This window comes from Bradyrhizobium erythrophlei (assembly GCF_900129505.1).
GTDB lineage: Bacteria > Pseudomonadota > Alphaproteobacteria > Rhizobiales > Xanthobacteraceae > Bradyrhizobium > Bradyrhizobium erythrophlei_D.
On sequence record NZ_LT670818.1, the window covers coordinates 2,980,220 to 2,995,720 of the forward strand.

The window sequence follows — 15,501 nt, forward strand, 5'->3', positions numbered from 1 at the left end:
TCGAACGGGCGGGATGTCAAACTCGTCATTGCGAGCGCAGCGAAGCAATCCATAGAGCGGCAGGAAAGAAAGCTAGATTGCTTCGTCGCTTCGCTCCTCGCAATGACGGGAAAATAGCTTACAACTCCACAATCATGCCGTCGCTCGCAGTCGTGTAGGCCAGCGTATCCAGCCGCCCCAGCATGTCGTCGCTCATGTGGGTCAGCACCAGCCGCTTCGGCTTGATCTCGTCGAGATGCGCCGCAAGCGTTGCGAGGCTAAGGTGGTTCTTCACCGGCCTGTCATACGTATAGGCCTCGGCGATGAACAGGTCGGCGCCGCGTGCCGCCGGAACCAGCGTCTCCGTCCATTCGGTGTCGGCGCTGTAGGCGATGACACGGCCCTCGGCTTCCACCCGGTAGGCCAGGAACGGGCCGCCGGATTCGCCATGCACCACCGGATAGGGCGTGACTTTGATCGTACCGAAGTCTTGCGTTTGTTCGGGCTTGAGCGCGACCACCGAAAGATCGAACCGCTGCTTTGTCCTGGACGAATTCTCAAACAGGACTTCCATCACCTGCGCCAGCCGCGTCTCGATTCCTTCCGGCCCCGCGATCACCAGCGGCCGGGTGCGGCGGGTGAACTGGGCGTCGAGCAGCAGGAACGGCAGCCCGGCAAAATGATCACCGTGAAAATGCGTGATCAGGATGAGATCGATGCGGTCGCGGTCGATGCCGAGCCGCTTTAGCGCCGGCAGCGAGGAAGCGCCGCAATCGATCAGGAAATTGACCTTCTCGCCAGTGACGTGAAAGCAGGTGTTGTACCTTCCGCCGGAACCGAACGCGTCGCCACAGCCGACAAACCGCACCTGCATCGGTCGGATTCCCTTAAGGTTCAGCCGGCACCTTCGGTTGCCGGAACGACGCCCGCAGCATCGCCGGATAGCGCAGCGCCTGCAACCCGCCGCGGGCGGCGTAATGCACCAGGAACGCAGCCCACAGCCCGGCATTGCCGAACGACCGCAAGCCCAGCCACGCAGCGAGAAAGATCAGCAGCGACAGCATCATCAGATTGCGCATCTCGCGCGCCCAGGTCGCGCCGATATAGACCCCGTCGAAGCCGAAGGCGAATACGGCAAGCAGCGGCGACGCCACCACGAACGGCAGATAGTCGCGCGCGCCATGGCGGACGTCCGCGCTCGCGGTCATGAGGTCGATCAAGCCGGGGCCGAACAGCGCGAAAATGGCGGTCACGGCAAGCGCGAAGCCAAATCCCCACGACATCACGCGCCGGACCGCGCCGGAGAACGCCGGCCTGTCGCGGGCGCCATAGGCGCGGCCGCAGAGCTGTTCGGCGGCATTGGCAAGGCCGTCGAGGAAGAACGCGCTGACTAGGAGAAAATTGTTCAGCACCGCGTTGGCGGCCAGCGTCACGTCGCCGGCGCGCGCGCCCTGCGCGGTGAAGAACAGGAATACGGTGATCAGCGAGGCGGTGCGGATCATGATGTCGCGGTTGACGCCGAGCATGCGGATCAGCTTGTCGCGGTCAAGCAGCGTCGCACGGGGGATGGCGGGTTGTCCGCTGGTGAGGCGGCGCGCAATGAGGAGGCCGAGCAGGAGACCGAAGGCTTCCGCGATCAATGCGGCGATGGCCGCGCCGGATATGCCGGCGTTTGCGACCAGCACCAGCAGCACCGTGCCCGCCATGTTGATGAGGTTGATCGCGATCTGCACGGCCAGCGCGAGCCGGGCGCGCGCCTGTCCGATCAGCCAGCCGAGCACGACATAGTTCGCCAGCGCCACCGGCGCCGACCAGATCCGGATGATGAAGTAGGTCCGTGCCGCGCGCGTAACGCCCTCGCTGCCACCCATCGCGCCGAGCATGATCGCGGCCAGCGGGATCTGCAGGGCGATGAGGGCGGCGCCGATCAGCGCCGCCACGACAAGCCCGCGCACGAACAGCGCGCGCAGTTCCAGCGTCTCGCCGGCGCCGAGCGCCTGCGCCGTGAAGGCGACCGTGCTCATGCGCAGGAAGGCGAACAGCCAGAACAGGCAGTCGAAGATCACCGAGGCGATGGCGACGCCGCCGAGCAGGGTGGCGTCGCCGAGCCGGCCGATCGCGATCGTCGAGACGATGCCGATCAGCGGCGTGGTCAGGTTCGCCACCATCGCCGGACCTGCGATGGCGAACACCTGCGCGCTCGTAACCCTGGAAGTCAACGACGGCTGCCTATACGCGAACTAAATCACGATCCGATTAGATCGGATCGTGATTTTCGTTTTTTGTTTGAGCATGATCTTGTCGGAAAACCGGCATCCACTTTTCCGGATCATGCTCTATCGCCCGCGCGGCGTGCCGAACAGCCGCGACAACAGCCAGATCGGGATCACGATCACCGCACCCAGCAGGAAGTAGCGCCACAGCCAGTTCACCGCGTCGAAGCCGAGGTTCCACAGCCGCTGGAACAACAGCCGGATGCTCTCGAGGATATTCCAGGGATCGAAGCCGATCGCAGCCAGCACCACGCCGACGAGGATCGACAGCAGCACCAGCCGAAACGCCACCATCAGCGGCGAGCCGCCGAGAAAGCGGCTGACGCTGTCATTGGCTGCCGGCAATTCCCTGGTGTCGTTGGCCATTGATGATCTCCCGCGCGTCAAGCCGCAGCCTAGTGTAGTCGGTACCGGGCAGATGGGGAACCCGCCTGTTGCCGTCAATGGCCCGCCGTTGCGGCTTTACTTCGACGTATTTTCTTCACGCGAACCGGCATCCACTTCGCTTGAAAACGCTACGGTTTCGGCCTTCAGCATCCGTTCCAGCGTTTCCAGCCGGTCGGCTTCGCGTGGGGGCTTGTCCCAGCGCAACCGGCTGATGCGGGGAAACCGCATTGCCACGCCGGATTTATGCCGCGGCGAGCGCGCCAGACCCTCGAACGCGACTTCCAGCACCAGCCCCTGATCCGGCTCGTGCACCACATGCCGCACCGGTCCGAACTTTTCCGTGGTGTTGCGGCGGACGAAGCGGTCGATCTGCAGGAGTTCTTCATCGGTGAAGCCGAAATAGGCCTTGCCGACCGGCACCAGCTGCTCGCCGTCCTCGCTATTGGTCCAGACCCCGAACGTATAGTCCGAGTAATAGGACGAACGCTTGCCGTGGCCGCGCTGCGCATACATCAGCACGGCATCGATGATGTGCGGGTCGCGCTTCCATTTCCACCACTGGCCTTTCGGCCGTCCCGGCAGATAGAGCGCGTCGCGTCGCTTGAGCATCACGCCCTCGACGGCTTCGGCGTCCGCGCCGGCCCCGGCGCTGGCCGGATCCTTTCGCGCCGAGGTCAGCGTGTCCCAGCTGTCGAATGCGATCACCGGCGACAGGTCGATCCTGGGATCGTCGAGCTTGGTGACGAAAGTCTCGAGCCGCTTGCGGCGTTCGGCGAACGGCAGCGTGCGCAAATCGGCATCGCCGTCGCCAAGGAGGTCATAGGCGCGCAGATGGATCGGATAATCCTTGGTCAGTTTCGGCGACACCACTTTGCGGTTGAGGCGCTGCTGCAGGACGTTGAAACTCTGTACGCGTCCCTCGCGCAGCACCAAAAGTTCGCCATCGATCGCGCCGGGCAAATGCAATGACGGCAATAAATCCGGAAAGCTCCCGGTGATGTCCTCGCCGCTGCGTGAATAGAGCCGCGCCATCATGTGGCCGCGCGGGTCGCGGCCGCTCACCGCCTGCACGCGGATGCCGTCCCATTTCCATTCCGCGATGAAATCGGCAGCATCAAGACCCGCAAAATCCGTGTTCTCGATTGCATGCGCCAGCATCACCGGGCGGAACGGCGTGGGATCGAGATTTTCAGGCTTTTCGCCGCGGCCCTCCAGCCACGCGAACAGATCGAGATAGGGCGGGCTGAGGCCTGGCCACATCAATTCGATCTCGTGCGGGTCCTTGGCCCCGAGTTCGGCCGCCGCCGTCTTCGCCAGCCGCGCCGAGATCCCGATCCGCATCGCGCCGGTGACGAGTTTTAGAAGCGCCCAGCGGCCGGTCTCGTCGAGCTCGTCGAGCCAGCGCGCGAGCTGTTTTGGGAGTTCGGTCTTGCCCAGCGTGCGCAGCGTGGTGACGACTTCGGTCAGCGTCGGCGGAGGCGGGTTGTTGTGACCAGCAACCGCTTGCTTCTCCCCTCCCTCCACGCGCGAAGCGCGTGGCGGGGTCCGAGGCGAGCGAAGCTCGCTCTCGAGGTCGGGGGTGGGGGGAGTTTCAGTAGATTCGGTGCCAGCATGAGAGCGAGAACTCGCTGAACCACCCCCCACCCCCGACCCCTCCCCGCCGCTTCGCGGGGGGAGGGGGGAAGAGGGAGCTGTCGCGGTGGCCGTCTTCAATTCTTTGCGGAGTGACCGCGCCGGATTCGGATCGGCTCCCTCCCCCCTTGCGGGGGAGGGTTGGGGAGAGGGGTGGCCCAGCAAAGGCTCCTCGCGATTGATCGCGGCCTTCGGCCACATCAGCGCCACCGTCTCCGAGAGGTCGCCGACGTAGTCATAGGACAGAGCGAACAGCACGGGATCGGTGCGGGCGGCGATCAGGTCGCGGATCAGGCCAGGCTTTGCGTGCTTGAACGACAGCGCGCCGGTCAGCGCGGCGAGCGCATAGCCGCGGTCGGGGTCTTCGGCCTCGCGGAAATAGGCGGTGAGCAGCCGCAGCTTGTTGTTGCGACCGGGCTCGTAGGCGAGGCGGTCGAGCAGTTTGGCGAAGCGGTTCATGCTTCGGGGTCCTCGGCCAGCGGCGCCGCATCACCCTCGTCCTCGTCGCCGTAGCCGACCAGATCGAGCGGCCGGGCGGCGAGGCCTTTGGTCTTGCACCAATGCACCAGCGCATCTTCCTGGCCATGGGTGACCCAGACCTCGCCGGCGCCGGTCGCCTCGATCGTCGCGGTCAGCCCGTCCCAGTCGGCGTGGTCCGAAATCACCAGCGGCAATTCGATGCCGCGCTGGCGCGCGCGGGCGCGCACCCGCATCCACCCCGAGGCGAATGCGGTGACCGGATCCGGGAAACGCCGGGTCCAGATATCCGAGGTGGCCGACGGCGGCGCCAGCGTGATGGTGCCGGCGAGATCGGCCTTCTTCACGCCCTTGACGGCGCGCAGCTCACCGAGCGCGATGCCGCGGCCCTCGTAGTAATGCGTGATCTTTTCCATCGCGCCGTGCAGATAGATCGGCGCGTCATAGCCGGCGACGCGCAACAGCGCGATCACGCGCTGTGCCTTGCCGAGCGAATAGGCGCCGACCAGATGCGCCCGCTCCGGAAACAGCGCCACCGACGCCAGCAGCTTTTTCACTTCATCCGCCGCATCGCCGTGGCGGAACACCGGCAGGCCGAACGTGGCCTCGGTAATGAAGACGTCGCAGGGCACCACTTCGAACGGCGCGCAGGTCGGGTCGGCTGCGTCCTTGTAGTCGCCTGACGCGACGATGCAGGTATCCCGGCAGGAGACCGCGACCTGCGCCGAGCCCAGCACATGGCCGGCGGGATGAAATTTCACCGTGACGTCGTCGAGTTTTACCGTTTCGCCATAGGCGATCGCCTGTGTGCTGCCGGCAATATTGTCGCCGTAGCGCAGCCGCATCATGTCGAGCGTCTCCTGCGTCGCCAGCACCGCGCCATGGCCCGCCCGGGCGTGGTCGGAATGGCCGTGGGTAATCACGGCGCGCTCGACGGGGCGGACCGGATCGATGTGGAAGCCGCCGGGCTTGCAGCACAGGCCGGCGGCAACGGGCATCAGGATGTCTTGCGGGCGCATGTCGTTTATATAGTCTCTGCCGGGACTCGTTCGAGTCTGGCTCCTCTGCCCTCGAAGCCCGCAATCGGTTCCCGACGATGCCCATCCGCATGTTCCTGTCCTCCGGCGATCTGATGGCCGACCGGCGGTTCGACTTCGCGCGCGATCTGCAGCTCAATGGCGATCTGGTCGCCGCCGCCGATCTGCTATTGCAAGCGATCGAGCTCGCGCCCGGCTTTGCCTCGGCCTGGTTCACGCTCGGCGAAATCCGCGTACAGCTCGGCGAGCGCAACGCGGCGATCGAGGCCTTCCGCAAGGCGCAGGTCGCCGATCCCGAGGACCGCCACGGCGCCGGCCTGCGTTTGATGCGGCACGGCGCCGAGCCGCTGGCGGACATGCCGCAGGCCTATGTGCGCGCGTTGTTCGATCAATACGCGCCGAAATTCGAATCCGCTTTGGTCGACGATCTCGGCTATCGCGGGCCGGCGCTGTTGTTCAAGGCGGTGCTCGCCGCGCGCGCCGCGGTCCGCAAGCCCGCCTTCTTCAGGCGCGCCATCGATCTCGGCTGCGGCACTGGCCTCGCGGCGACCGCCTTCGCCCGCAACGTCGACCATTTCATCGGCATCGATCTGTCGCCGCGGATGATCGAGAAGGCCCGCGCCTCGTCGCTTTATGCGGAACTGGAAGTCGATGATTTGCTGTCTGGCCTGCGCCGCAAACCCGACGCCAGCGCCGAGCTCATCCTCGCCGCCGACGCCATGGTCTATGTCGCCGATCTCGCTCCGGTGCTGGGGGAGGCCGAACGCGTGCTGGCGCCTGGCGGCCTATTTGCGTTCACGACCGAAACCCATGACGGTGAGGGCGTCATTCTCGGCGAGGGGCTGCGTTACGCGCACGGCGCGGATTATGTCGGCGCGTCGGTTGCGGCGGTGGAGCTCAATCTGTCGCAGCTTGAGGATCGCTCCGCCCGCAACGAGGACAATGCGCCGGTGCCCGGCCTGGTCGTGGTCGCCACGAAGTCGTGAATATCGCGTCCTGCGGAATTAGGGCGGAGCGGTATTGCGCCGCAATCCAGAACTTCGCGCTTGCCGTCTCTGCGCGAATGTAGATCAATGCTCCCTCTAGGGAGAAACCAAATGAACCGAAAACAGACGAGGCGCCAGTTTGGCGCCACCTCGCTTGCTGCGATCGCAGCCTCGGTGCTGCCCGCGCCTTACGTCTGGGCCGCCGAAAAGAAATACGATCCGGGCGCGACCGACAGCGAAATCAAGCTCGGCCAGACCGTGCCGCACAGCGGCCCGGGTTCGCTCTACGGCGTGCTGGGCCGCGTCGGCGAAGCCTATTTCCAGATGCTGAACGAAAAGGACGGCATCAACGGGCGAAAGATAAAATTCTTCACCATGGATGATGCCTACAGCGCGCCGAAATGCGTCGAAGCCACGCGCCGGCTGGTCGAGCAGGAGGAAGTGCTGGCGCTGTTCGGCTCGCTCGGCACCGCGCCGCAGACCGCCGTGCATAAATACCTCAATTCCAAGGGCGTGCCGCAGCTTCTGCTCAACACCGGCGCCTCGAAATGGAACGATCCGAAGAACAACAAATGGACCATGGCGGGGTTGCCGCTCTATCCGACCGAAGCGCGCATCCTCGCCAAGCATGTCGTGGCCGTGAAGCCGGATGCGAAGATCGGCATCCTCTACCAGAACGACGATTTCGGCCGTGATTTCCTCGGGCCCTTCAAGAAGGTGCTGGAGGATGCCGGCGGCACCGCCAAGGTGATCATGGAGCAGACCTATGATCTGACCGAACCGACGGTCGATTCCCAGCTCATCAATCTCTCGAAATCGGGCGCGGATGTCTTCTACAACATCTCCACCGGCAAGGCGTCGTCGCAGTCGATCCGGAAAGTGGCCGAGCTCGGCTGGAAGCCGCTGCAATTGCTGTCGGCGGGTTCCACCGGCCGCTCGATCCTCAATGCCGCCGGCTTCGAGAACGCGAAGGATATCGTCGCGATCCGCTATTCCAAGGAGGCCGGGCCGGGCCGCTGGGAGAAGGACAAGGACGCGATGGCGTTCGAGGCGCTGCGCGCGAAATACCTGCCCAATGTCGATCCCGACAACACCATCGCCTATGCCGGCTACGGCCAGGCGGTTTCGATGGGCGAAATCCTGCGCCGCTGCGGCGACGATCTGACCCGCGCCAATGTGCTCAAGCAGGCATCGACGCTGGCCGGCTTCCACTCGCCCTTCTTCCTTGACGATATCAATTACAGCTACACCCCCGACGACTACTCGCCGATGAAGACCCTCCACATCTCGATCTTCGACGGCAAGGACTGGCAGATTTCGGAAAAAGCGGTGACGGAATAGGCCGCGGCGCCATCTCCCCTCCCGCCACGCGCTACGCGCGCGGAGGGAGGGGAGAAGCAAGTGCTTGCGGTACGGAGGTGGCAGCGCCAATTCGTTTGCACCGGCAGCCGGGTTGACCTGCTGCCGCCCCTCGACGAACCCGGTCCGGCGGCATAGCTCTAATGCTGTGCCGCCCCGCATCCAGATCCAGTCTCCGACCGAACCGGCCGAATTGCTGCCGGAGCGTTTCCGTCGCTGGTTCGCCGCGCGCGGCTGGTCGCCGCGCGAGCACCAGCTCGAGTTGCTCGCAAAAGCCCGCGACGACCGCTCCGCGCTGTTGATCGCGCCCACCGGCGCCGGCAAGACGCTGGCGGGATTTCTGCCGACGCTGGTGGAACTGAGCGCGATGTCGGAACGTGCTAGCTCTGCTATCGCGTTGCCGGCACGCTCTTCTCCCTCATCCGCTGTGCGCTCTTCCCCCCTCCCCCCGCGCAGCGGCGGGGAGGGGTCGGGGGTGGGGGGTGCTTCAGCGGGCGCTCGTGCCCATGTTGGTGCCGAGACTGTTGAGACACCCCCCACCCCCGACCGCGAGAGCGAGCTTCGCTCGCCTCGGACCCCGCCACGCGCTTCGCGCGCGGGGGGAGGGGAGCAGAGATCGCGCGCTACGGAGGAGGCGACGCGCGCGGAAGGAGGGGAGGAGGAGTCATTCGTCGCGAAGGCAACGGCGAAATCTTCGCGCCCCGCCGTCGCCTCCACCGGACGCGGCGTGCAGCGCAGCCGCGGCCTGCACACGCTCTACATTTCGCCGCTGAAGGCGCTCGCGGTCGATATCGCGCGCAACCTGGAAACGCCGATTGCCGAGATGGGGCTGCCGGTCAAGGTCGAGACCCGCACCGGCGACACGCCGGTGTCGCGGCGGCAGCGGCAGCGGCGCTATCCGCCGGACATCCTGCTCACCACGCCCGAACAACTGGCGCTGCTGCTGTCGTCCGACGATGCGCCGTTTCTGTTCTCCTCCCTCAAGCGCATCGTGCTCGACGAATTGCATGCGCTGGTCACCTCCAAGCGCGGCGATCTGCTGTCGCTTGGGCTGGCGCGGCTATGGCAGCTCGTGCCGCAGATGCGCGCCATCGGCTTGTCGGCGACGGTGGCGGAGCCGGAATCGCTGGCGCGCTTCCTGGCGCCGCAGCGCGGCGGCGCAAGCGAAGCCGCCGACATCGTCGTCGCCGGTGGCGCCGCGGCGCCTGTTGTCGAGATGCTGGACACGCGCGAGCGGCTGCCTTGGGCCGGCCACTCCGCGCGCCACGCGCTCAACGAGGTCTATGACCTGATAAAGCGCAACAAGACCACGCTGGTGTTCGTCAACACCCGCAGCCAGGCCGAGATGCTGTTCCAGGACCTCTGGCGCATGAACGATGACGGGCTCGCGATCGCGCTGCATCACGGCTCGCTCGACGTCGCGCAGCGCCGCAAGGTCGAGGACGCGATGGCGACGGGAAAACTGCGCGGCGTGGTCTGTACTTCCTCGCTCGATCTTGGCGTCGACTGGGGCGACGTCGATCTCGTGATCAATATCGGCGCGCCGAAGGGCGCCTCGCGGCTGATGCAACGAATCGGCCGCGCCAATCACCGCATCGACGAAGCCTCGCGCGCCGTGCTGGTGCCGGCCAATCGCTTCGAGGTGCTGGAATGCGCGGTGGCGATCGACGCGGTCAATGAAAATGCCCAGGATACCCCGCCGCTGCGCACCGGCGCGCTCGACGTGCTGGCGCAGCACGTGCTCGGCCGCGCCTGCGGCGAACCGTTCTTGTCCGATGAACTCTACGCCGAAGTACTCACCGCGGCGCCGTACTCAAACCTGGCGCGATCCGATTTCGATGACGTGGTCGATTTCGTCGCCACCGGAGGCTACGCGCTGAAGACCTATGAGCGTTTCGCGCGCATCAAGCAGGACAAGCAGGCCCGCTGGCGCGTCGCCAATCCGCGGGTGCGGCAAAGCTACCGCCTCAATGTCGGCACCATCGTCGAGGAATCGATGCTGAAGGTGAGGCTGGTGCGCTCGCGCGGCGCCAAGGGGAATACCGGATCGACCGGCGTGCTCGGGCGCGGCGGCCGCATGCTGGGCGAGATCGAGGAATATTTCATTGAAGGCCTGGTGGTCGGCGACACCTTTGTGTTCGGCGGCGAGGTGGTGCGTTACGAGGCGCTGGCGGAGGACCAGGTCTATGTGTCCCGCGCCAACGACAAGGACGCCAAAGTGCCGTCCTATATGGGCGGCAAGTTTCCGCTCTCGACCTATCTCGCCGAACGCGTCCGCAAATTGCTCGACGACGTCAGCGCCTGGAAGGCGCTGCCGGACCAGGTGCGGGAATGGCTGTCGCTGCAGGCGCATTTTTCGCGCGTTCCCGGCGTGCGCGAGCTGGTGGTGGAAACATTTCCCCGCGCGGACAAGCATTACCTCGTCTGCTATCCCTTCGAGGGGCGGCTGGCGCACCAGACGCTCGGCATGCTGCTGACGCGGCGGCTGGAGCGCGCCCGCGCCCGGCCGCTCGGCTTCGTCGCCAACGAATATGCGTTGGCCGTATGGGGGCTCGGCGACCTGTCCTTCATGGTCCGCCAGGGCAAGCTCGATCTCGACGCGCTGTTCGATGCGGACATGCTGGGCGACGATCTCGAGGCGTGGCTGGCGGAATCGGCGCTGATGAAGCGTACCTTCCGCACCTGCGCCATCATCTCCGGCCTGATCGCCCGCCGCTTCACCGGCGAGGAAAAGACCCGGCGCCAGGTCCTGTTCTCGACCGATTTGATCTACGACGTGCTGCGCAAGCACCAGCCCGACCACGTGCTGTTGCGCGCCGCGCGTGCCGACGCCGCGACGGGGCTGCTCGATATCCGCCGGCTCAGTGATATGCTCTTGCGAATCAAGGGTCGAATCATCCACAGGGAACTCGACCGCATTTCGCCGCTCGCGGTGCCGGTGATGCTGGAAATCGGCCGCGAAGCGGTTTATGGCGAAGCCTCCGACGAGTTGCTGGCGGAGGCCGCCGAGGAACTGGTCAAAGAAGCGACTGGATAGAGGCGACTGGACAGACCGTGACGGCACGCGTGGAATCTTTGGACGAAGAAATAGCCCCTTCGCGCGCTGCTACCGTCGATGTCGCGGGCGTGACGTTCATCGCCGATCTCTCCGGCGCGCTGTTCTGGGAAGAACAGCGGCTGCTCGTCGTCTCCGACCTGCATCTGGAAAAAGGTTCGAGTTTCGCCACGCGGGGCGTGCTGCTGCCGCCCTACGATACCGCGGCAACGCTCGGACGCCTGAGCGCCGTGATCGCGCGGCATGACCCGCGCATGGTGATCGCGCTCGGCGACAGTTTTCATGACCGCGACGCCCACGGCCGGCTCTCCGCATCCGACCGCGACGCCATCGCGGGCCTGCAGGTCCGCCGCGACTGGATCTGGATATCGGGCAATCACGATCCAGCGTTGCCGGCCGATCTCGGCGGTGTGGTCGCGAGTGAAGTCGCGATCGGGCCGATCGCGTTCCGGCACGAGCCGACCGGCGCAGCGGGTGAAATCGCCGGCCATCTGCACCCCAAGGCGCGGCTGTCGACGCGCGGCCGCTCGATGGAGCGGCGGTGTTTTGCCAGCGACGGCGAGCGCGCGGTGATGCCGGCGTTCGGCGCCTATACCGGAGGCCTGAGCATCCGTGACGCGGCGTTTGCAAAAATATTCCAGACGCTGGGTTTTGTCGCGCACGTGCTCGGCGACAACCGCCTGCACGCCATCGCCGCGTCGCGCTGCCATTGATGGTCGCCCATCCAGCGGCCTCATCCCCGCGTAACGGCTTCGGCGTTATCGCTGGAGGAACGGCCACTTGGCCGCGCCTCGAAGGATGGACGCGCTGAGATTGGCCGAAATCTGCATTACGGCCCCAGCCGAATGGTAAACGACCCGTTGTCCCCACCGCCGGAATTCGGGGGCTGGCATTGAAGCTTGCTTATTGAGCGCGCGCATTAAGTGGTGGCTGGACCATCTGTCCGACGAGCCCTCGATGAGCAGCATCTCCACGATCGCACTGTCCGGCATGAACGCGGCGGCCCGCCGCCTCGAGGTCTCCGCCTCGAACGTCGCCAATGTCATGAGCACGGGCGCGCTTCCCAACGCTGATGGCACGGTGCCGGCCGGGGCGCGCCACGAGCCTATGCACCGCTCGAGCTTGTCCAGACCGCGAGCGCCGGCGGGGGTACCCAGACGGCCGTCACGACGGTTACGCCGTCCACGACCGCCGTCTCCGATCCGCAGGCGCCCTTCGCCAACCAGAATGGCCTCGTCGCCGCGCCCAATGTCGACCTCTCCCAGGAGATGCTCGGCCAGATGATTGCAAGCTACAGTTTTACCGCCAATGCGACGGTGATGAAGGCGGTCGACCGCATGGCCAAGACGCTGCTCAACATCACGGCGTGAGGCCAGGCACAGGACGGGGTTGGGCTGCTCGCTCCCCGATGACCGCTCCGGCTCAATCGCGTCGGCTTGACGAGGCGCCGACCACTTCCGGCCCGCCCCGGTTAACAGACATTTTCAAGGTTGCTCGCCTCTGCCTAACCCCATCATCGGCCGGTCGCATTTCGGCACCAGCCGAACGGCGCGGCCGGTGAAATTGCCGGCCATCTGCACCCAAAGGCGCGCGTATCGACGCGCGCCGCGCGATGGAGCGGCGGTGTTTTGTGCCTTTCGAATGAGGTGCTCCCTAGAGATCGAAATTGGTGGGCAGCATAACCACGTCGCGAATTGTCATGCCGCGTGGTCGCGTCAACATGAACATCACCACGTTCGCCACTTCGCTGGCCTCCAGCAGGCTTCCCGACTCCCTGGCTTCCTTCAGCTTCTCAGGCGGCCAGTCCGCGAGCAGTGCGCTGATGACCGGTCCGGGTGAGATAGAGCCCACGCGAATGCCGTGCTTGAAGACTTGGCGTCGTACCGTCTGGACAAAGCAGTTGATTGCCCACTTGGACGACGCATAGACCGGCTCCCATGGCGTCGGAAAATGGGCCGCCAGGGAACTCGTGACGATGATATCGCCGGTCCGGCGCTCGATCATGTGAGGCAGCACGTCGTGCACATTCTTCATCACGACGTTGACATTCAAGTTCAGCATCCGGTCGATATCCCCAGTGTCGGCATCGACCAGGTCGCCGCCAACGTAGGTACCCGCATTTGCATGCAAGATGTCGAGTTTGCCAGCCTTCTGCAAAACCCTGGGCAGCAACGTAGCGCAGTCCGCCGGGTCGAGCAGGTCGATGACCACCGCGATCGCGGCGTCGCCGTGCTTGGCGCAGAGCGCCTTCAGCGCTGCCTCGTCGCGGTCGACCATCACCACGCGCGACCCTGCGGCCAACATCGCCTCGGTACTAGCCAATCCGATGCCCGACGCAGCCCCGGTCACGGCGGCAACCTTGCCTTCCAATTCTCTCGCCATAGCTCTCCGCCTTGCCGGGTCACCACAACACGCGGCGCAGTATAGCAATCCCGGGCGGGGTTGTCGGGGACAAAGGAGGGCGTGGCGTTTGGCGGCGTTCGCCGCCGCACGCATTGGAGCGGCGGTGTCTTGCCAGCGACGGCGAGCGCGCGCCCCCCTTTGGCGGATGTTCGGATATCAAGCTCCGCCCTGGCGGTCCTTCGTCGACCGAATGTCCGGGTCAAAAGACGGCCTCGCGGGCAGGGCAGCTATTGGCTGCCAAGCGAACATTGACGGCGATCGCCACGCTGGCTGGTCGCGAGGCCACCCGGTACCAATTTCTACGAAATCAGCTTCATGGATAAATTCCAGAGCCGTTCGGCGTTCTCCAGATCGAGTGCATATCCAGCATACCCGCCCGTGAAGTCGCTGGGCCGTTTTGTGACCTGCTGCGCCTCGTTGCAGTCCTCGAAGTAGAGACCGCTGATGCCCTCAAGAAGAGGCGATGCTGCCAGCAACACCGACGTCGAGGCACCTTGCTCCGGTGTCTTACGCCGATCGGGAGGCGTCTTGAGGCCACCCGTATACTTCTGCAGCCCCGTCGCAATTGCTCCCGGGTGGAGCGTATTGGAGCGAATGCCGTCATCTGCCCAACGCTGCGTGATTCCGACGGCCAAGAGCGCGTCAGCAGTCTTGGACTGGCCGTAGGCACCAATTGGCGTGTACGGAACGAAGTCGAAATTCAGATCATCGAAAATCACCGGCGAGAACAGATGGCCGGTGGAGCTCACCGATACGACTCGAGCGCCGTTAGCTGCAGCAAGGGCCGTGTGCAAACCGATGGTGAGCGCGAAGTGTCCAAGGAAGTTGGTGCCGAACTGAAGTTCGAAGCCCTGCGGCGTCTTTTCGAGCTCCGGCACCGCCATGATACCGGCGTTGTTGACCAGGATGTCGAGTGGGCCCTCCCAGGCATCGGTGAAAGCCTTGACGGACCTGAGATCCGACAGATCAAGGGCCTTGATGTCGATGGCCTGGTTGCCCGCCGACCGGCGTAGTTCGGTCGCGACCGGTTCGGCGACATCCACGCGCCGCACGGCCATCGTCACGGCGGCGCCTGCACCGGCCAAGGCACGCACGGTCTCAGCACCGACACCCGCCGCGCCGCCAGTGACGATCGCTTTTCGCCCGGTCAGGTCGACGCCCGCGATGACTTCCGCCGCCGTCGATTGGAATCCAAAGTGGGTGGTGAACCGCGTCATTGTTCCGACGAAGATAGCAGTTTACGTGCGCTCCGTCGGTTAAAATTTGTTTTGGGAGTGCGCGCTGCGACGAGTCTCGCCTGCCTGCTGCGTGATCGGGGTCGATCCGCCGATGCCGTTGCGTGCCTCCGGCTGATCTACGATCGCTTTACGGACGGTGTTGACACCGCCGATCCAATCGCAGCGAAACGGCTTCTGGAACAGACTGGGCGTCACCCTGATCAGAGGCCACCTACCGCCGATCATGATCGTCAGGATGCGTCCACGGATACGGCGTTATCGCCCGCATGCGCACCGGTGGGGCGTACCCGCGCTTCTTGGGCGAGAATTCAGACGAGCCGCCATTGATCGGGTTTCTTCTTATCGTTCAGATGGCGAACGCGCGCTACGTGCGGAGAATGGCCGTTCCTTTTAGCCCAGTCGATTGCCTCCTTTTGCGTTTTGAATGTTGCCAGCACGTGATCCGCGTGGTCTTCAACGACGAAATCTGTGATCGGCTGTCCTTCAGCTTTACCCTTAGGCCGTGCTTCGACGAACACGTTGGACATTGAAAATCCTCCATTACGCCCATGAGGCTTGTGCGGTTCAGCATTATACTAAGTCTGTCCTGGATGAAGGTTCGACTGACTGGGAGCTTCCCAATCTTGCGCCTTTCACCGTCTAGGATGGCGACGCGACGACCCTCGGCAATTTCCA

The 15,501-nt window shown here is 64.9% G+C and carries 12 protein-coding genes and 2 pseudogenes; 6 read left to right on the forward strand and 8 right to left on the reverse strand.

The features are described 5' to 3' along the window. Positions 1-118 precede the first annotated feature (118 nt). From B5525_RS13795 to B5525_RS13815, 5 genes are all read right to left on the reverse strand, one after another. Positions 119-853 carry an MBL fold metallo-hydrolase gene (locus B5525_RS13795; RefSeq protein ID WP_079566495.1) on the reverse strand — a complete coding sequence of 245 codons (735 nt, stop codon included), beginning with the start codon at positions 851-853 and terminating at the stop codon, positions 119-121. A 13-nt stretch (positions 854-866) separates the two neighbouring features. Further along, the gene (locus B5525_RS13800; RefSeq protein ID WP_079573337.1) at positions 867-2,147 is read right to left on the reverse strand and encodes an MATE family efflux transporter; all 1,281 of its coding nucleotides are present in this window, start codon (positions 2,145-2,147) and stop codon (positions 867-869) included. 168 nt (positions 2,148-2,315) lie between these two features. Further along, a complete protein-coding gene (locus B5525_RS13805) occupies positions 2,316-2,618 on the reverse strand; it encodes a DUF6460 domain-containing protein (protein WP_079566496.1) in 303 nt (100 codons plus the stop codon). 96 nt (positions 2,619-2,714) lie between these two features. Continuing rightward, a complete protein-coding gene (locus B5525_RS13810) occupies positions 2,715-4,730 on the reverse strand; it encodes an ATP-dependent DNA ligase (protein WP_079566497.1) in 2,016 nt (671 codons plus the stop codon). Continuing rightward, positions 4,727-5,767 carry a ligase-associated DNA damage response exonuclease gene (locus B5525_RS13815; RefSeq protein ID WP_079566498.1) on the reverse strand — a complete coding sequence of 347 codons (1,041 nt, stop codon included), beginning with the start codon at positions 5,765-5,767 and terminating at the stop codon, positions 4,727-4,729. The genes B5525_RS13810 and B5525_RS13815 overlap by 4 nt, the downstream gene beginning before the upstream one ends. A gap of 77 nt (positions 5,768-5,844) precedes the next feature. Between B5525_RS13815 and B5525_RS13820 the strand changes: the two genes are divergently transcribed. The 6 genes and pseudogenes from B5525_RS13820 to B5525_RS46265 form a co-directional block, all read left to right on the forward strand. Beyond that, the gene (locus B5525_RS13820; protein WP_079566499.1) at positions 5,845-6,771 is read left to right on the forward strand and encodes a class I SAM-dependent DNA methyltransferase; all 927 of its coding nucleotides are present in this window, start codon (positions 5,845-5,847) and stop codon (positions 6,769-6,771) included. 111 nt (positions 6,772-6,882) lie between these two features. After that, on the forward strand, positions 6,883-8,112 hold the full coding sequence (locus B5525_RS13825; RefSeq protein ID WP_079566500.1) for an ABC transporter substrate-binding protein: 1,230 nt from the start codon (positions 6,883-6,885) through the stop codon (positions 8,110-8,112). Between the two features lie 211 nt (positions 8,113-8,323). After that, a complete protein-coding gene (locus B5525_RS13830) occupies positions 8,324-11,167 on the forward strand; it encodes a ligase-associated DNA damage response DEXH box helicase (RefSeq protein WP_425305312.1) in 2,844 nt (947 codons plus the stop codon). Positions 11,168-11,205: 38 nt separating this feature from the next. Beyond that, positions 11,206-11,898, forward strand: a complete 693-nt coding sequence (gene pdeM, locus B5525_RS13835) for a ligase-associated DNA damage response endonuclease PdeM (RefSeq protein ID WP_079566501.1) — start codon at positions 11,206-11,208, stop codon at positions 11,896-11,898. Between the two features lie 244 nt (positions 11,899-12,142). After that, positions 12,143-12,555: pseudogene (locus tag B5525_RS13840) on the forward strand (flagellar basal body rod protein FlgC). 150 nt (positions 12,556-12,705) lie between these two features. Then, a pseudogene (locus tag B5525_RS46265) lies at positions 12,706-12,815 on the forward strand (ligase-associated DNA damage response endonuclease PdeM); the annotation flags it as partial. Positions 12,816-12,838: 23 nt separating this feature from the next. Here B5525_RS46265 and B5525_RS13845 read toward each other — a convergent pair. The 3 genes from B5525_RS13845 to B5525_RS13860 all read right to left on the reverse strand — a co-directional run bounded on the left by B5525_RS13845 (position 12,839) and on the right by B5525_RS13860 (position 15,353). After that, the gene (locus B5525_RS13845) at positions 12,839-13,567 is read right to left on the reverse strand and encodes an SDR family oxidoreductase (protein WP_079566502.1); all 729 of its coding nucleotides are present in this window, start codon (positions 13,565-13,567) and stop codon (positions 12,839-12,841) included. A gap of 320 nt (positions 13,568-13,887) precedes the next feature. Beyond that, positions 13,888-14,805, reverse strand: a complete 918-nt coding sequence (locus B5525_RS13850; protein WP_079566503.1) for an SDR family NAD(P)-dependent oxidoreductase — start codon at positions 14,803-14,805, stop codon at positions 13,888-13,890. Positions 14,806-15,134: 329 nt separating this feature from the next. Next, the gene (locus B5525_RS13860; protein WP_079566505.1) at positions 15,135-15,353 is read right to left on the reverse strand and encodes a hypothetical protein; all 219 of its coding nucleotides are present in this window, start codon (positions 15,351-15,353) and stop codon (positions 15,135-15,137) included. Positions 15,354-15,501: the final 148 nt, after the last annotated feature.